We start from the raw sequence: 18,140 nt of genomic DNA on the forward strand, positions 1-18,140 counted from the left end.
CGTATCACATCCCATAGTGAATTTTTTGATAATTTAATCAAAACCCGAGGCTAAGATAACTAATAAAAAAGGGGCTTTTCGCCCCTTAATTATTTAAAATTCTTTTTTATTTACTTTTGAAAATATAAATAGCACTAAAAATTAAGAACATAGCTTGGAATAAAAACCATCCAAGTGTTGAATAGTTAGAACACTTGGTGATGGAATCATAAATAATCTCCTTATAAGATACAGTTTCCATCATGTTTAGTAGTATTAATTCAGCTAATAATAGAACTAGAGAAATAACAGTATAAAAATACTTATTTCTTATAAAAATTAAAATTATTGAAACGATGATCGATAATAAGCCACACATCCCTAACATTGATGGATCATTAGCTGAAACCCCATTTAACTCTTTAAAATAGGTAATAGTGCCTATAGCAATATATTCATTAATACATAAATCTTGCCCAAAATTATCTATCGTATATCCGCCTATACCTGATAAGAATAAAAATAATATGGCTACATATCTAATCATAATTTACAAACTCAATTTTAATGATGGATCAAATTTCCATGTTTCAACTTGTAGTTCTGGATCTGCTCGGCAAGTTCCTTGGCATCCATCTGGAATTGCTATTACATCACCATTTAGAGCTAATTTTATAGCTTCTTGCCATTTCCATGATCGAGCATAGACAGCTTTTTCAAGCCTTTCTTTTGGAATTTCTCCCTTTATCCAACTTCTTAAAGCCTTTTCACCAGCATTATAAAAAACTGTTGACTCTTGCAATGTTAATTTCCGTCCTAATATGTTTCCACCACGGACCACATTTTTTGCTACTAAATCCATAGCTACAGTTGCATCTGTACAGATCACAACAAAAGTTTCATAGAGCCAATCTGGATTCCTTTTATCAATATTCATCAACTCTGCTGCTAATCCTACTTGCATCTCTCCAAAGCCATAGCTGTTATGAGGATAGACTTCACCTAGATTAAGATAAAAGGATAAGAGGTTCTTTCTATAAGCCCATACACCATGCATTTTTTCTTCAAATACAATAGATGCAACGATCTGAGGATCTATGCCATTTTTAGCGCCAGCTGTTTTAATTTCATTCCTCAAATAAGCAACCATCCTTAAACCTTCAGGTACAGGATAGGTAGTTGGTACAGTTCGATTTTGAACTTTATGCTTATCTTCTCTTTCGGTTTTATCTTGAAATAGTTTAAGTTGATATTCAGTTATTAATGGTTTTGAATTGGCTTCTTTTGTATATGTATGACCATAAATTTTAATTTGAGGATTATATTCAGTTCCCGATGGCAAAAATATCTTAAAAGAAACCGTTGTTTTTGCCCCATCTTCTTGTTCATTTAACTCAAAAAATGCTTCACTACCCAAACCATTTGATTGAATTGGCAGTTTTCTGGTTGCACCAACTCGCCCCTTACTAGTTACAAAGGTAGCTACAACACTAAACTTACTAAAATTTAATATATTCTTGCTTTCTTTGATTCTTAATCTTGCGTAGGCTTTTGACATTATTACTTATCATCTTCAAGGTTTGTATATTTATCAACTAAATGGAAACTAATGTTTTCTTGTTGTTCAGTATAAATAGGTGAAGTATAACCTTCTGAATTAGTTGTTCCTTCAATCAATTTGCCAGATTCTGTTACCGCAAAATATGCTTTATTTCGATGAGGTATATTTTCACCATCTATAAGTTGAACGCTAACATTGAATAAGCCACTATTTACTTCAGGTAACGTAGGGATATGGCTAACAACTTGTTCACCCGACTTGAATATATGTTGACCAGCTTTAACCTCAAATTTACCTCCCGTTATTACAGTAATACCTTTATCATTAATTACAATACGCGAACCACCCGCCATATTTTTTTATTCTCTAATTAAAAATTATGAGGCTAGAATAACATACCTTCAGAAAACTCAAAAAATACAGCAATGACAATGATTATTTCGGCTCATTTGGGAGACTGCATACTAATCGCAGCCGATAAAAGAGCTATGATTTATGATTTAAATTCCAGATTATTAAGAATTTCTCATGATGATGAGGCTAAAATAAAGTTATGGTGCCGTGGTGCTATTACAGGCACAGGGGACAGTTTATTGATAAGTCGTATAATGAATTATTTTGAAAATTTAACAGAACAAGAACAAAAAATTGAACAAATAAATGCGATTCAAATGGAAATAGAAAGGAGATTATCTGAAGGGGTTCCAAAAGAGTTTATTTTTAATAATACGCTTATATTTTCAATATTTAATGGATATGGAACCTCATTATATACAATACCTATACAGCCATTTTTTGAGACATTTAAACTTGGTGGCCGCGAACATTTAAGAGCTCAAGTTAATGAAATTAAAGAATGGACCATAGAGGTGTGCTGTTTAAATATTCCTTCCGATTTAGCATTATTACAAGACTTCCAGCGAAATTTAAGAAGCCTAAATAGTTTTGAAAGTGAGGGGCATTTCATTAGTTACTATATAGAGAATTTAAAGACTATTTTTGCGAAACAAGCCTCCATAGATACTAGTGTTACACCGTCTTTTGATCTGTATTTACAATCATGTGAGACTGGATGTAGCTTTGCTATTCATATTGAGAATAATTTTTTAACCACTTCAAATGTCTAACGTTTTGCTAATTGGTCTAACCAGATCAAGATTAACTAAATTATTTTTAGCTCTAAGAATTATTTGGCCAAATGTGGGAGAGAAGGAGAGAGGCTATTAGTTCGAGTGCTGAATATCTGCAAGGCCAATGTTACATTGAAATCTGTGAGTGAAATCCTAGCCAAGAACAGTTTTTCTATATGGGTGTTGGGCTTAGCTGAGAATTAAATATCCGATGAATAGAACATGTATTTTATTTAAAAAATAGTGATAATGATTATCGTTTAGTTTAACATTGTTGTGTTTTTGTTCTCCATGGAAAGTGGTATGTTAAACACACAACAAAAGAAACTAGTTATAGCAATATCTTCAATTATGCTGCTGGCCAGTACTGGCACTCTCCTGCATGCAGAAGTTGTTTTGCCTACAATCAAATTAAAAGCTTCTGAACAGGATCAAAATGGTTATACCGTTAAAAAATCGTCTGCTGCTACAAAGTTGGATCTTTCCTTAAAGGAAACACCCCAGTCCGTTAGCGTAATCACAGCTGAACAAATTCAAGACCAGCAATTAAAAACACTAGGTGAAGTATTAGACCAGACACCAGGTATCTATCAGCAACGATATGGGGCAACTGGTGCTGTGGGGACTGGTGGGGAATATGCGAGTTACTATGCTCGAGGATCAAAAATAAATAACTTTCTTATTGATGGCGTAGTGTCTGCACCTGTTACAAGTGGACGTACAGGAATGTCTTTAAGTACTTTAGATCCTGCTATATATGAGAATATAACAGTTGTTAAAGGGGCGACAGGATTAAGCTCTGGTATTGGTAATCCAAGTGCCTCAATTAATTTGAGACGTAAACTAGCAGATTCAAATGTAGCTAAAGGAAATGTAAATATTAGTACTTCAGCTTTTGATGATAAATGGGCTGGTTACCGTACTACCGTTGATGTGCAAAGTCCTTTAAATGATTCAGGGACGATCCGAGGAAGAACTGTACTATCTTATAATAATTACGATTCTTTTATGAATTGGGGAGACTCACAGTCTGCATTATTTTATAGCACGCTTGGTGCAGATTTAGGGGAAAATACTACATTAAATGTGGGGGCACTATTTCAACGTGCTAAATCAAACGGTTTAACGGTACATGGTTTTACTAATTATAGTAATGGCGTAGCAAGTACACGTACCCGTGAAGATAATGCTGCCGCAAGATGGGCATACAGTGATGTAGATACATTAAATGCTTTTGTGGAATTAGAACATCGATTCAATAACGGATGGAAAGTACAGGGTAATTATAATTATCTCACGCAAGATACCGATGCTGTATATGCCGTGGTCGGAAGTGCTGCTGGATCTACAGCAAACTATTTAAATAATACAGGTTCAGTTACAGCTGGTTATCAGGAATTAAAGCCTGAAATGCATGGCGTTGATCTCTCAGCAGTAGGACCATATCAATTGTTTGGGCGTGAACATCAGTTAATGGTAGGTGCAAGTTATCAAAACGTACAATCTGATGACCCAAATTACGGCCGAAAATCAGGCACCCAGTGGGTTAATCTTGACACATGGAATGGGAATATTGAAGTTCCTGCTGGGCTATACACAAGTAATGGTACTCGTAATAAAACAGATATTAGCCAATATGGTTATTACATGGCCACAAGATTTAATCCACTTGATAAGTTAAATATCATTGTTGGGGCTAGAGGTCTAGGTTATGAGTTTAAAGACATTAGCGCGGATAAGTTGACAGCTGATTACTCAAAAAATGCCGTAACGCCTTATGCTGGAATAACATATGACATTAATCCATTTGTTACAGCCTACGCGAGCTACACCAATATTTATATGCCTCAATCTTCTCGAGACATCAATTATAGGGTTTTAGATCCAATAGAAGGGATCAGTTATGAAGGTGGTTTAAAGTCTTCTTTTTATGATGACAAGCTAAATCTTACAGCAGCTTATTTTGAGTCAAAACTTGATAATGTTGCTCTAAAAGCGGGAACATTTACTTCCGGCGATCATAAAGATGAAACATATTACACTGGGATAAGTGGAGCTAAAACACGTGGTTTCGAATTAGAGGCAAGTGGAGAAATTTTACCTGACTGGAATCTACATGCTGGCTATACGCAGGTGAAGACAAAAGCCCAAGGGAATAGAACTGGATTAGATATGCCAGAACAGCAATTTAAGCTCTATACAACATACCAACTACCAGTTTTAGAGCAACGTTTAAAAGTCGGTGGTGGTATTAGATGGCAAAGTGAGATTGTTGACTCTTCCCTAACTGGAGCAGCTTATGATGCCAATAAGCAAGGTTCCTTTACTGTGGTTGATTTAATGGCAAAGTATCAAGCTACTAAAGATATAAGCCTTGGTTTAAATGTTAATAATTTAACTGATGAAGAATACCGTGTGAATGTATCTAACAATACCTATGGTGATCCTCGAACGTATATCGCTTCTATGACTTACAGTTTCTAAAAGTACAGCTGGTTTTGAATTGATAGGGGCTTTTCATATAGGCCCTTATCAAGTTTTATAAAGGTAATTAGCTGAGGGACATCATGGAAGAATTTCGAGTTAAAGTTAAAGATGAAAGCGGGATGGAGTTATATGTGAATGCATATATCTATAAGTGGATTGCAAAAAAGATATCTACACCACTAAAAAGATTAAATTATATTGAATATATTGTCATCGGAGATGAACGTATATTACCGAACGAACGCTATGTATTTCTGAGTATGCTGACTGGGAAAACCTATAGAGTAGAAAATATAAGTTCAATCTAATTTTAGAAATTAAATATAAAGTAGTATTACATTAGTCACTTATTTTATTGCGATGGCGGGAGTTGAACCCGCGTCTTTAAAAGCTCTCTTAGGAGGGCTGAATTACTCTGTTTTTTCTTGATTACTTCACCCACTTCATTATGATGTTAAATTATAAAATTCTTATAGTGATAGGCCTACTATTTTGAGTTTGTTATGTTTCTATAAGCAAGTGAGTCTTAAAGAGAAAGGACTAGAATTTTTAAAAAAATAATGAAAGGAATTATATATAATCTCGATTGACTCCATGTAAGCCTGATCTTATTATTATGTGATTTTGTAAAGATATAGTTAAGAGTATTTAAATAATATATTTTACAAAATTAAATTATGATTCTTCATATGGGAAAGAGTCTGGGTTATGCGAAAAGCATATTTCAGAAGAGTAAAATAAGGAATTTATTATGTTAAGTCAAAATCAAATTAGTGTATTACAGCACATTATCGATAATGAAGAAGAATTAATTATTGAACTTGCAGAAGAGAATAATCTTAATTCAGATGCTAGCATTGGTGTAGCACATTTTTTGTTAGCTGATGTAAATAATTTTTCTCAAATGAGTACTAGCCAGATTTTTCATTATGAAAAAGCAATTAAACCCTTAATTCATAGGGTTCACTGTGATGGAATGATTGGAGATCATGAAGATGGTTCATCCTCATGTATAGGGGATGGTTTTATTGATGAAGAAACTTTATTAGGGGCCTATTTAGAGCAAGATATGCGTTGCCAGCATTGCATACAAACAACTGATGATTGGTATGCTAATAACCCTTAATCACATAATAAAAAAGCACCTAAAGGTGCTTTTTTATTATTCATGATTTTTATATTTTTTGGGATCATGGCTTTGATGGTAATTAAGCTGAGTCATCGCTTCGGGTATTACTGTAAGGCGAGATCGCTGTGGTTCAGTTAAATTGCTACTGATATTATAATTAGGGTAACTACCTTTTATTTCAGGGTGAAGATAGGCTGCAATCTCTACATCACTTTCACTTACATATCTTCCAGCCCATCTCTCGATATAATGTTTAATAGGATATGAATGGCGACATTGAGTTTGGATTTTTTTCTGAGCATCAAGCCACGTATATGCAATTCTTACACAATCAGGATGTTCATGTAGATTGTTAGGATTTTTAGAAATTTTATTAATTGCTTGTTGAATTTCTTGGTCAGTTAACATTTTTTTCTCCGTTTAAAAAAACTTAAGATTACAAATCAGCTTCATCCTCAAAAACTAACCAAAGATAGCTTTCATCACGTTTTTGATATACGTACATAATGATCTTGATCTACTAATCAGCTTAATCTTCTATTTCCATTGTTTATATCCGTTTAAAATATTAAGTTATTTTTAAAAGATTACATTAAAATTTACCATGTGACAATTAGTAACCAGTTTGTTAGATTATGTGAACTTTATAAAAATCATTGAAAATTCATGAAGAAAATATTAATCACTAGTTCAATTGGATTGGCTTTAGGTGGGTGTACATCAATTCAAGTTAATAATGCTACTGGTTTCAATCCAGAGTCTATTCGCCATGTTTGTATTGTTGATAACCCGAAAGTTGTCATCAAGGATTTTAATCAAGTCATCGAGCGAAGTTTCAAACGCTATAATATTGATGCGAAAACTTATAAGGATACTGATAACTTAAGTCTTTGTCAGACGACTTTGAACTATACAGCTACTCGTTCTTGGGATATGGCTCCATATATGGTTGCTGCTCAATTCAATCTTTTACAGAATGGCAGACAAGTTTCCGAAGCTTCTTTTAGATTACGTGGAAATGGTGGGTTAGCCCCAAATAAATGGCGTAGTACTGAAACGAAGATTAATGAGTTGGTTGATCAGTTATTAAATAAAGTACCATCGAAGTGAGTTATCTAAAATGAAAAAGATTGTTTTTACCTTTATTATAAGTGTGATGGTCTCAACTTCTACCTTTTGTCAAATTATTTGGCAAAAAGCAGAGAAAGGAATGAGTGTTGCTCAAATTAAGAAAAACTTTCCTAAAGCTCAGAGTGTTCAGCCAACTGATGGAACAACATTAGGGGATGGTGCGCTAAGATTATTAGAGTTGTCAGACTATGATATTAATAATTTCAAATTTGATGCATTTTTCTATTTTAAAGATGCCAAACTAATACAAGTTACCTTAAAAGCAAAGGATTCAGAAAATCAGGCACTTGTTTATAAAAAAATGGTTGAAGCATTCCGTATGAAATATGGCGAAGAAAAATCAACGAATAATATGAGTATTGGACAAGAAAAACGTTGGATAACGAAGGATAAAACTGAAATAACTGTTTCTTTCTTAGGGGGTGATATGAATATTTATTATTCAGCCAGAGTAGGTAATGAGCTAAATAAAATATAATCAAAAGGACAACTAGCAAGTTCATTAGCTAGTAAAAAAGCACCTTAGGGTGCTTTTTTTAAATTATTATGAATTTCTTTAATTAACTCATCAACCTCTAAGTTTGATACTTCAACTTCAGTTTCATTATTGATTGTAAACTTTTTAATTTTACTTGCTTTATATGAGTTGATAAGCCATGTTGCAAGGGTTTTAAGCACATCATATGATGCTCCGGCCGCAACACCAATTACTATATCGTATAAAGCGCTATCACAAGTTAGCCCATTATAATTTCGAGGTACCACAGTTAATTTAAAATTAGAATTCAATAAATTATCTTTCTGGAAAGAGGCAATATCCTCAATAAATATCTTGTTAAATTCAATTTTTTGCATGATTTCTCTCTTTTTATGTTTTCGACATTTTAATTAGTTTTCTTAAAGTAGAGGATATCCGGTTCCCCATCATTCCTTATCCTTATGTACATAATGATCTTCAACAATCAGCCAACCAAGACTTTTTTTACCATTATCTACAACATCAATATGATTGTTGCCTTTATAAACCAGAACATCTTTATTAAAAAACTTCAATGAATTCCAGAAAGAAGAGTTACTCAAAACTTCCAGAGATAGATGGATATCATCACGAAGACTTGAAAGTCCCTGTGTGTAATCCAAATCAAGTGTATTCAACAATTTCCCATAAATGACACGCTTTTTACCATCTTTTAACGGGATTATTCTGACATCAGCTTGGTTGTTGCTAAAATTAGTCGCCGGTAAAAAACTCTCTTCTAGACGATGTACTGCTTCAGCATTTATTGATCTACCGCTTTCTTTAGCCGCATCTTCAACTTGTTGTTTGAGTTCTTGTGGAACACGTAAATTAAATTGAGGATCTGTTCTAGCCATCAAAGTGAAGTCCAAAAATTTTTATAAGAATATGCTAGTACCGTGCTTGACTTCAATATTAGCACCGTAATAGTATTATCACCGTGATATCACAAAACGGAACACTATATGGCTAGAAACGATAAACAATTAAATGTTCGTATGCCTTGCGAATTGATTGACGAGCTAAAAAAGAATGCTGAACAAAGCAGACGTTCATTAACAGCTCAATTAAATTTCATTATCGAAGAGTGGCTAAAAGATCAGCCTAAAATCATTAAATAGAAAAACAATGAAGCCCCTGAATCTTGGCGGACTAGGGGCTTCTATCCAACTCGGTTAGGAAATCAGATATGACAAGTCTAGCATTAACATTTAATGAAGTGAACTTATACCCAATTTCTATAGAGGATGGGCAGGTGTGGATAGGGGCAACCCAAATTGGGTTAGCCTTAAGATACGCAAATCCTGAAACGGCTGTAATTAAACTGTTTAATCGAAATATTGAAGAGTTTTCTACAAATATGACTCGGTTAGTAGAAATGAAAACAAATGGTGGTTTGCAATCTATAAGAGTTTTTTCACTTCGAGGTTGCCATCTTATTGCTATGTTCGCAAAAACTGCGATTGCTAAAGAATTCCGTAAATGGGTTTTAGATATTCTAGATCGGGAAGTTCAACCAAAACATAAAACTCACAAATCTGAACGTGTATCACTTAACGATGCCATTCACTTACTAGTGGCCAAAACTAAAAACCTGAACTTCTCTGATGCCTACAAACTGGTGCACCAGCGTTTTGGTGTAGAAGGCATAGATGAAATTTCTTTTGATCAGATTCCTGTAGCGGTTGAATATGTTCACCACCTCATTGCTCTTATGAGCAATAAAAACGGTAATACAGGATTAGATAGCAATGTTAGAGCCATGGCTATATACCTAGCTTGGCTAAGCGGGTGGTGGAGACAATTTGGCCCTGCGGTAAGAGGTATTAATCCGCATATGGCCGCAGCAATCCATGATTATTTTAATGATGGAGGCTTTGTCGCTTGGTCATTTATTGAAAAAGATAAGAGAGCCGAGCTACATAAACGCATAGATACTCATCCTTGGCATTTACCACCAATGGATCGTTATCATTTGCTAAATAGAAACTAATAGTTCAGTGGAGATGACGGGAGTTGAACCCGCGTCTTTAAGAGCTCTCTTCGGAGGGCTTTTTTATGTAATGAGCATATAAAAACTAGAAAAATAATATTTTTATGCTTTTGTAATTCCTGTCAAATATCAGTACAAAAATGATTCCAATAGATGTAATGTCTAGAAGGTTATTTACATGAAAATTACAACATCTTAAAAAAGAAATCTTTATAGAAAACTTCAAAATAGATGTTGTCATTTGTGTCAGTAAAATGATTATTAGATTTAACTGTTTTGCAGGAATTTTGCATTTATTTTGCAGGACATCGAAATAAATCTAATAAACTTAAAATTAATCAAATAGATATGGAATTTCTAAAATATTTATTCTTTATGGAGAAAGAATATATGTGGGAATTATTTGTAATTCTACTTTCGCTTGGGCTGTTAATGTACACAGCTTACAAGGGTTTTTCCGTCATTCTCATGGCACCAATTTGTGCCTTACTTGCAGTTTTACTCATTAACCCAGCCAATGTTTTGCCGTTTTATTCGGGTGTTTTTATGCCCAAAATGGTGAACTTTATTAAAGATTATTTTCTTGTATTTTTGCTAGGGGCAATTTTCGGTAAAGTTGTTGAAATGTCAGGAATTGCTGAGTCTATCGCTCGAACTATTGTGAGATGGATTGGGGCAAAAAAAGCAATTTTAACCGTTGTGTTATTAGGTGCAATTTTAACCTATAGCGGTGTCAGCTTATTTGTTGCAGTATTTGCAATTTATCCTTTTGCAAACCAGCTTTTTAGACAAGCTAATATTCCAAAACGCTTAATTCCGGGAACCATTGCGCTTGGTGCATTTACATTTACCATGGATGCCTTACCGGGTACGCCGCAAATCCAGAACGTTATTCCAACCACGTTCTTTGGTACCAATATTTATGCCGCCCCATTTTTAGGGATTATTGGCGCTATTTTTGTTTTATGTGCAGGTTTAGCTTATTTGGAGTGGCGCCGTCGTGCTGCTGCAAAAGCGGGTGAAGGCTTTTCTGGTTTTGGAGTAGACAATACGTCGTCTCAAGAAATTGAAGCCGATATATCTATGCAAAATAATGGAAGTACAGCTCGTCAGTTTTTAGCATTTGTACCTCTCATTCTTGTTGCAGTAATGAACAAGTATTTGTCTAAGGCAATTAAAGAGTGGTATCCAAATGGCTTTGATTTTGCCACTGTAGGTTTAGCCGATTACACCGTTGATGTTGCAAAAACTGGGGCAATCTGGGCTGTTGGTTTAGCACTTATTGTCGGAATTATTGCTGCAATTTTATTTGACTACCAACGTGTAGTTACCAACTTTAAAGAGGGCATTAATGCCAGTATTGGTGGCTCACTTTTAGCAGTGATGAATACAGCTTCTGAGTATGGCTTTGGTGCAATTATTGCGTCATTACCGGGCTTTGCCATGATTAGCCACGCAATGAGTAGTACCTTCACGAACCCATTGGTAAACGGTGCGGTAACCACAACGGTTTTAGCGGGTATTACTGGTTCAGCTTCTGGTGGTATGAGTATCGCTTTAAGTGCGATGGCTGAACATTATAACGCCGCGATTTTAGTAGCAGGTATTCCGCCAGAAGTCATGCATCGTGTAGTTGCGATGGCATCGGGTGGTATGGATACGCTTCCGCATAATGGTGCTGTTATTACTTTACTCGCTGTTACAGGTTTAACCCATAAACAGTCGTATAAAGATATTTTTGCAGTCACAGTAATTAAAACATTAGCGGTTTTTGTGGTCATTACGGTCTTTACCGTAACAGGTATTGTTTAAATCAGCCCGTTATAAGTATTAAGGAGTAAATAGATGACAAAACTTTTAGACGGTAAGGTCGCTTTTATTACAGGTTCTGCAAGTGGTATCGGTCTAGAGATTGCTAAGAAATTTGCTCAAGAAGGTGCAAAAGTTGTTATTTCTGATATGAATGCTGAAAAGTGCCAAGAAACAGCAAAGCTGCTCAAAGAGCAAGGTTTTGAAGTACTATCTGCACCATGTGATGTGACTGATGAAGATGCTTATAAACAAGCGATTGAACTGACTCAGCAGACTTTTGGTACAGTAGATATCTTAATTAATAATGCTGGTTTCCAACATGTTGCACCTATTGAAGAGTTTCCAACGGCTGTTTTTCAAAAGCTAGTTCAGGTCATGCTCACTGGTTCATTTATTGGCATTAAACATGTTTTTCCAATTATGAAAGCTCAGAAATCGGGTCGTATTATTAATATGGCTTCAATTAATGGCTTGATTGGCTTTGCAGGTAAAGCAGGTTATAACAGTGCTAAACATGGTTTAATTGGTCTGACAAAAGTTGCCGCATTAGAATGTGCAAGAGATGGCATTACAGTCAATGCACTCTGCCCAGGTTATGTAGACACACCATTGGTTCGTGGTCAAATTGCAGATTTGGCTAAAACCCGTAATGTGAGTTTAGACAGCGCACTTGAAGATGTAATTCTGGCAATGGTTCCTCAAAAACGTTTGTTATCTGTTGAAGAAATTGCTAATTATGCAATTTTCCTTGCGAGTGACAAAGCAGGTGGGGTAACAGGTCAGGCTGTGGTCATGGACGGTGGCTATACCGCACAATAATGTAGAGTTTTTTAAAAGCCGCTTATTTTTTAATAGGCGGTTTTTTATAAATAATAAAATATGTAAGTTTAGTGTTCAAAACGATGATTTATCTCTACTATAGTTGCTTATAAAAATCTAATAAAATAAGTTTGTTAAGGTATGAAATTATACTTTAAAGGTATTTAACTTATTTCCAATTTTAAAATTTAATAGAGTGTGAGAAAGTAATCTTTACTCTCTTTCTTGATTAGATATTTTTCAGGAAAATTCGTCAATTAAAGGATATTAATTGGCATACAAGTTGCTTTTTTAGCAATAAGTTATTTAGCTAGGTGAAAAGGATATGATATCACTCAGCCAACAGACGGAACTCAATCATTATTCACGCAAAGCTGAATTTGCGCAGAATTTGATGTCCACAATTTGTGGTGAACACCGTCTAGATACTATTTACAAAGACACGCTCGATTTTCACTATGACGGTATGCGCCTGCCTAATAAAAAGATGGCAATTGGCACAATCAGTTATGGTGCAAATGTTGCCATTAACATCTCAAATTTAAAAGCTTATAGCATTAGCTTACCGATACAAGGAAGACAAGCTCTCAACATTCGCGGCGCTCATTATCAGTCGGATGAAAACAGAGGGCTTATTGTTTCAAATAACGATCAGCAAGATTTGATTATTGATAAAGATTGTCGAAAATTTCAGGTGGTTATTCCAGAACGAAGCATGCAAATTGTTCTTGCAGATCTACTGAATAAACCGATAGATGCCCCCATCATTTTTAATCCAGAAATGCATCTGGACTCGGAGCAACTGATTGGTGCATGGTGGAAAAATATTCAGAATTTTTTACAGTTAAAATCACAATATAGCAATTTTTATGGTTTGCAGATGCTGTCTGAAGACTATGAAAATTTTGTAATTAAAGCCTTACTTTTATCTCAAGAAAATAATTATTCCGAAAGTTTAAAGTTACTTTCGCATCAGGATGAACCAGCCTATATCCGAAAGGTGCGGAATTTCATTATTGAACACGCCCATGAAGAAATCTGTGCAGAAGATTTGCAACGTCTAGCGGGGGTTTCAAAATCCAAGTTGTATGACGAGTTTCAGCAGTACTACGGTACAAGCCCAATGTCCTATTTGAAAAAGTATCGTCTACAACAAATTTATAAGATTTTGAGTACAACAGGTGCTGATAGAAAAGTATCTATTTCTAAGCTTGCTTATGACTGGGGGTTTAATCATTTAAGTCGTTTTTCTCAAGAATATCGCGAAGAGTTTGGTGAAAAACCAAGTGAAACGAAGGGCAAAATTTTTTAAATATTTAATCTTTTAAGCAATAAAAGACCTGATTGAATTAACCCAATCAGGTCTTTTATTTATCTATATATTTTAAATACTATTTTCAAGATTCAATACTTGCTTACTTTTAGATTTTTCATAAATGACTTTAAGACTAAGAGCAATAAATGAAATGAAGGTTGGTAAAGCAAGAATAAAGAATATACCGCTTAAACTTAAGTTAAACGTGAAAATGAGTGAGCCAAAGAAAGCACCTAAAATTGCACCGATACGACCAATACCATGCATCCACGAAACGCCAACCGCGCGGCACACCGCGGGATAGAAAATAGCTGCAAGTGGCAGTAATGAAGATTGAGCACCAGCAAGTAATGCACCAATTAAGAAAATGGTAATACCCAATAAGAAAATATTTGAGCTTACCAGACCTGCAACAATGAATAGCCCAAAAGCAATTAAATAAGAGTATTTAATGACTGTGGTTGGGTTCAGTTTATCCATGTACCAACCCATAATGGTTGCACCAATCACACCACCAAAAGGGAAAATAGCTGCAATTAAACTAAATTGTTGTGTCGTAAAACCAGCAGTTTTTAAAATTGTTGGCATCCAGCTTGTTAAAAGATAAAACACCAATAGGCTGGTAAAGCAGCATAACCAAAGCATGCTTGAACCCCAAAGGTATTTTCCTAAAACGATTTTAACCGGATTTTCCTCTGATGCTGTTTCTGTTTGAGCCAAGACAAGTTTTACTGGTTCTTGGAATGGATGCCCTTGAATATCTTCTAAAATTCGTTGTGCTTTATCTTGTTGTTGGCGCGTAATTAAGTATTGAGTTGATTCAGGTAATTTAAGCAATAAGGCAACCACTAAAATTAGGGGAATACTTCCACCAATAATAATCACTTTAGCCCAGCCATAACTTTCTAACAGATAAGCTGACAATACACCGCCACAAGAAATACCCAGCATAAAACCACAGCCAGCAAGACCTGTTAGGAATGCTTTACGTTTTACAGGCATATATTCAGAGACAATGGTACTGATGTTTGGCATGGCTGCGCCTAAACCCACACCTGTAATAAATCGGTAAATCATGAGATCTTGGGTCGAGTCGGCAAAACCACACAAAATCGTAAATATTGAAAATAATAGGCTCGTAAAAACAATGACGCCTTTACGCCCAAACTTATCGGACAAAGGCCCCGAAATGATGGCTCCGATTGACATGCCGACTAAAGCGGCGCTTAAAACCGGCGCAAGCTGAGGCTTGGTAATTCCCCAGTCATCAAGTAAGGCAGGAGCAATAAAACCAATAATTCCTGTGTCTAAGCCATCACAGAAGAAGACAAAAAAGCCGAGTATAAAAACCATCCACTGTAAGGGGGACAGTTTTTCGCGGTTGATTACCGAATTTGCATCTATCGTTTTCATATGTATTCCTTAACTCATTAAAATTTTCTGCTGTAATTAACAAAGAAACGGTTTTCTGAAAAATCGTTTCCATGCTTAACGTCGTAATTGATAAAGATGTACTGAAGAGCTAGACCTTTGAGAAAAGGCTGTTGAAGGGCATAATTGACAATAACGTTTGCTTCACTTTCTTTGTTTTTTAAGCCATCGGCTGTTTTAAAGTGATCGCCATATACATACTTCAAAGTTGTATTTAAACCGGGTACATACTCTTTAAAGTCATAGCCATAGATGAAGTGATAAGACTTTTCATCTTGTTTGAAGAAACCGGTCGTATTCCAGTTAATAAAATAAGTTTCAGGCAAGAAACCATCAGGTAGCGGGTAGGCAGACTCGCCAATAATTTGTTGATAACCCAAACCAAAGCTGTGATTTTTTACTTTGAGCGTTTCTAATAAACCTACATTTTGCGCATCGATGTCGAAAAGATTTCCATTATCTTTTGCATTGAAATATTTAAATTTTGAATTGATCGAAAAATTGGAATTCTTCCATATGTGGTCCATTCCCACATAATGCTTATTGTATAAATCTTCCATATTTCCGAAGTAATATTCGCCTTTCAAAGTAGGGGTGATTTGATAGCGCAGGTCTATGTAGTTAAGGCCATCAGAGTAGCCAGTCACGCCTTTTGAAGTAAAAGAAAAGCGATGAAAATCTTCTTCATTTCGTGGCGATACTTTTTCGATTCGACCAATTTCAGCAAAAAGCTTATCGCTCAATTGAGACTTAAGGTTGGTTCCCCAATAAGACGTCAGGAGTTGTCGGCTTGCATCTACAGTGGTTACGGGTAAATCAAGCCATAATTCACCAATGCTTAGTAGCGTCTTGTTATAGCCTAACTTTAATGTCGCACCATATTTTAAATAATCGGGTGCTTGGGACTGAGTCTCTTTATCAAAAGGCAATACCGTATCTGCAACATGTTTATCTTGGCTTAGACGAACCGCATATTGTGCTGAAGCATTTGCGCCAATTTGAATCGGAGTGCCGCCAATTTCTAACGGCGTGTCATGCATATTGGAGTTATAAAATAGAGAAACTGATTGCGACCAGCTACCCGTGTCTTTCACAGCGGAATTGTCATAGTTTCTATCTATATATGCATTTTTTAATGTAAATTTCCATTCTTCATCCGCTGAATAAGCCTGAGTAGAAAATGCACTACAACATAAAATGTTGATGAGCATTAACGTTTTGTTGTGTCCATAAATTGGCTTTGGTCGATGCATAAATAAAGTGCCTTAATTTAGAAAAATGACTGAGCTTTTCTTATGTAATCAAACTAATTACATGACTTTGATTGAACTATTTTTAGCCAGTAGTCACTATCCAATAAGTCCTAATCTTCATCCATTTTTTCCAAATTAGATAAAAAGTATTAATTTTATTTTTTTATTTAAAGTTATGAAATTTATTAGTTTTCTTATTTTTAGTGTTTTACCCAGTTTGATGAATTTTGATAATTGCGCAGAGATTGGATAGTGCTTGCAGCTTTTGGACAGTCTAAAAAAATATTCGGATAGAAGATAAAGCCATAACAATGTTAGGAGTTGACACTATGGCTGGTCAAACCGTTCAAATTAAAACAGCATCTGGAAAGCAGTTCAGTGCATATCTAGCAACACCAGAAACAGGAAAAGGACCTGGAGTGGTGCTTTGTCAGGAAATCTTTGGGGTGAATGCAGCCATGCGGGAAAAGGCAGATTTTCTTGCAGAAGAAGGCTATACGGTTTTAGTTCCTGATTTATTTTGGCGTGTAGCACCTAATATTGAACTGAGTTATACACCAGAAGATTTTCAAAAAGCTTTTGAACTTTATCAGCAATATGACGAAAACCTTGGTGTTGAAGATATTCAAGACAGCTTATCTTTTTTAAAGACTCGACCAGAATGCGACACAACTACAGGCCTTGCTGTAGTGGGCTATTGCTTAGGCGGAAAGCTTGCATATCTTGCAGGCTGTCGACTTTCGGAAGTGGCATGTGCCGTAGGTTATTACGGCGTAGGCATCGACAAAGCGTTGGATGAGTTAGCCAACGTAAAAGGACGTTTGGTCTTACATATTGCAGAACTGGATCAATTTACACCGCCAGATACGAGACAAGCAATTGTCGATGCAGCCAACCAATATTCAAACGTACAAGCCTTTATTTACGAAGGTGTTGATCATGCTTTTGCACGCCCAAAAAGCAATCATTACCACAAACCTTCAGCACGTTTTGCTCACGAGCGCACAGTAACAGCTCTACATGACACGATTGGGCCGAAATATGACCTAGTTGCGCTATGGGAAGAGCATATTCGTCATGAGTTTGATACGCGTGACGTACCAGCAACCATGGCAACGATGGTCGCAGAACCTTATGTGAACCACATTCCAACGTTGACTGGCGGTGTGGGGCAAAGCCAGCTTGCCCGTTTTTATCAGTACCATTTTGTTCATCAAAACCCGAAAGATATGAAGATCACCTCGATCTCTCGTACCGTTGGCTCAACGCAAGTGGTAGACGAGTTCATTATGAGCTTTACACACGACGCTGAAATTGATTGGTTACTACCGGGTGTAAAACCGACTGGTAAATATGTCGAAATTCCAATGTTGGGTGTGATCCAGTTTAGAGGGTCAAAGCTTTGCCATGAGCATATTTATTGGGATCAAGCATCAGTGCTCGTTCAAATTGGCTTATTAGACCCGACAGGCTTACCAGTTGCAGGTGTAGAGACAGCCCGAAAACTTCTTGATGAAGATCTTCCTTCAAATACTTTGATGCCGTCTTGGTCAAGTAGTGAAAGCAAGCCAATCAATTAAGGA

20 protein-coding genes are annotated in these 18,140 nt (G+C 35.7%); 12 read left to right on the forward strand and 8 right to left on the reverse strand.

What is annotated here, in order from left to right:
• Positions 1–106: 106 nt before the first annotated feature.
• The 3 genes from BMW38_RS03080 to BMW38_RS03090 are packed head-to-tail and all read right to left on the reverse strand — an operon-like array spanning position 107 to position 1,893.
• Complete coding sequence (locus BMW38_RS03080) at positions 107–526, reverse strand: hypothetical protein (protein ID WP_092705766.1); 420 nt, start codon at positions 524–526, stop codon at positions 107–109.
• A gap of 3 nt (positions 527–529) precedes the next feature.
• Entirely contained in the window at positions 530–1,537 is a 1,008-nt protein-coding gene (locus BMW38_RS03085; protein WP_092705767.1) for a hypothetical protein, read from the reverse strand.
• A gap of 2 nt (positions 1,538–1,539) precedes the next feature.
• A complete protein-coding gene (locus tag BMW38_RS03090) occupies positions 1,540–1,893 on the reverse strand; it encodes a hypothetical protein (protein ID WP_092705768.1) in 354 nt (117 codons plus the stop codon).
• A 72-nt stretch (positions 1,894–1,965) separates the two neighbouring features.
• Here BMW38_RS03090 and BMW38_RS03095 point away from each other — a divergent pair, with 72 nt between their 5' ends.
• From BMW38_RS03095 to BMW38_RS03110, 4 genes are all read left to right on the forward strand, one after another.
• Entirely contained in the window at positions 1,966–2,667 is a 702-nt protein-coding gene (locus BMW38_RS03095; protein WP_092705769.1) for a hypothetical protein, read from the forward strand.
• A 354-nt stretch (positions 2,668–3,021) separates the two neighbouring features.
• Positions 3,022–5,154, forward strand: a complete 2,133-nt coding sequence (locus BMW38_RS03100; RefSeq protein WP_244524331.1) for a TonB-dependent siderophore receptor — start codon at positions 3,022–3,024, stop codon at positions 5,152–5,154.
• An 83-nt stretch (positions 5,155–5,237) separates the two neighbouring features.
• A complete protein-coding gene (locus tag BMW38_RS03105) occupies positions 5,238–5,465 on the forward strand; it encodes a hypothetical protein (protein ID WP_092705771.1) in 228 nt (75 codons plus the stop codon).
• Positions 5,466–5,908: 443 nt separating this feature from the next.
• Positions 5,909–6,283, forward strand: a complete 375-nt coding sequence (locus BMW38_RS03110; protein ID WP_092705772.1) for a hypothetical protein — start codon at positions 5,909–5,911, stop codon at positions 6,281–6,283.
• 36 nt (positions 6,284–6,319) lie between these two features.
• On the opposite strand, the gene BMW38_RS03115 is transcribed toward BMW38_RS03110, so the two are convergent.
• Positions 6,320–6,694 carry a hypothetical protein gene (locus BMW38_RS03115; protein WP_092705773.1) on the reverse strand — a complete coding sequence of 125 codons (375 nt, stop codon included), beginning with the start codon at positions 6,692–6,694 and terminating at the stop codon, positions 6,320–6,322.
• Positions 6,695–6,952: 258 nt separating this feature from the next.
• Here BMW38_RS03115 and BMW38_RS03120 point away from each other — a divergent pair, with 258 nt between their 5' ends.
• Both BMW38_RS03120 and BMW38_RS03125 read left to right on the forward strand, forming a co-directional pair.
• The gene (locus BMW38_RS03120; RefSeq protein WP_092705774.1) at positions 6,953–7,396 is read left to right on the forward strand and encodes an Sbal_3080 family lipoprotein; all 444 of its coding nucleotides are present in this window, start codon (positions 6,953–6,955) and stop codon (positions 7,394–7,396) included.
• Between the two features lie 10 nt (positions 7,397–7,406).
• Entirely contained in the window at positions 7,407–7,895 is a 489-nt protein-coding gene (locus tag BMW38_RS03125) for a hypothetical protein (RefSeq protein ID WP_092705775.1), read from the forward strand.
• Between the two features lie 44 nt (positions 7,896–7,939).
• Here BMW38_RS03125 and BMW38_RS03130 read toward each other — a convergent pair whose 3' ends face one another.
• Both BMW38_RS03130 and BMW38_RS03135 read right to left on the reverse strand, forming a co-directional pair.
• Positions 7,940–8,272: a hypothetical protein gene (locus tag BMW38_RS03130; RefSeq protein WP_092705776.1), complete on the reverse strand. Its 333-nt coding sequence runs from the start codon at positions 8,270–8,272 to the stop codon at positions 7,940–7,942.
• Positions 8,273–8,341: 69 nt separating this feature from the next.
• Positions 8,342–8,791 carry an Arc family DNA-binding protein gene (locus BMW38_RS03135; protein WP_092705777.1) on the reverse strand — a complete coding sequence of 150 codons (450 nt, stop codon included), beginning with the start codon at positions 8,789–8,791 and terminating at the stop codon, positions 8,342–8,344.
• 108 nt (positions 8,792–8,899) lie between these two features.
• On the opposite strand from BMW38_RS03135, the gene BMW38_RS03140 reads away from it, so the two are divergent.
• The 5 genes from BMW38_RS03140 (at position 8,900) to BMW38_RS03160 (ending at position 13,870) form a co-directional block, all read left to right on the forward strand.
• On the forward strand, positions 8,900–9,055 hold the full coding sequence (locus BMW38_RS03140; protein ID WP_092705778.1) for an Arc family DNA-binding protein: 156 nt from the start codon (positions 8,900–8,902) through the stop codon (positions 9,053–9,055).
• A 68-nt stretch (positions 9,056–9,123) separates the two neighbouring features.
• Positions 9,124–9,927 carry a BRO-N domain-containing protein gene (locus BMW38_RS03145; RefSeq protein ID WP_092705779.1) on the forward strand — a complete coding sequence of 268 codons (804 nt, stop codon included), beginning with the start codon at positions 9,124–9,126 and terminating at the stop codon, positions 9,925–9,927.
• 390 nt (positions 9,928–10,317) lie between these two features.
• Entirely contained in the window at positions 10,318–11,739 is a 1,422-nt protein-coding gene (locus tag BMW38_RS03150; protein ID WP_213031089.1) for a GntP family permease, read from the forward strand.
• A 33-nt stretch (positions 11,740–11,772) separates the two neighbouring features.
• Entirely contained in the window at positions 11,773–12,558 is a 786-nt protein-coding gene (locus BMW38_RS03155; RefSeq protein ID WP_092705780.1) for a 3-hydroxybutyrate dehydrogenase, read from the forward strand.
• Positions 12,559–12,883: 325 nt separating this feature from the next.
• Positions 12,884–13,870, forward strand: coding sequence for an AraC family transcriptional regulator (locus BMW38_RS03160; protein ID WP_005047199.1), 987 nt, complete (start codon positions 12,884–12,886; stop codon positions 13,868–13,870).
• Between the two features lie 72 nt (positions 13,871–13,942).
• On the opposite strand, the gene BMW38_RS03165 is transcribed toward BMW38_RS03160, so the two are convergent.
• Complete coding sequence (locus tag BMW38_RS03165) at positions 13,943–15,286, reverse strand: MFS transporter (protein ID WP_092705781.1); 1,344 nt, start codon at positions 15,284–15,286, stop codon at positions 13,943–13,945.
• Between the two features lie 17 nt (positions 15,287–15,303).
• Positions 15,304–16,557, reverse strand: a complete 1,254-nt coding sequence (locus BMW38_RS03170) for an OprD family outer membrane porin (RefSeq protein ID WP_092705782.1) — start codon at positions 16,555–16,557, stop codon at positions 15,304–15,306.
• A 329-nt stretch (positions 16,558–16,886) separates the two neighbouring features.
• Here BMW38_RS03170 and BMW38_RS03175 point away from each other — a divergent pair, with 329 nt between their 5' ends.
• The gene (locus tag BMW38_RS03175; protein WP_092705783.1) at positions 16,887–18,137 is read left to right on the forward strand and encodes a dienelactone hydrolase family protein; all 1,251 of its coding nucleotides are present in this window, start codon (positions 16,887–16,889) and stop codon (positions 18,135–18,137) included.
• The last annotated feature ends 3 nt before the right edge of the window (positions 18,138–18,140 follow it).

The sequence above is a fragment of the Acinetobacter sp. yr461 genome (assembly GCF_900110445.1).
GTDB classification, from domain to species: domain Bacteria; phylum Pseudomonadota; class Gammaproteobacteria; order Pseudomonadales; family Moraxellaceae; genus Acinetobacter; species Acinetobacter calcoaceticus.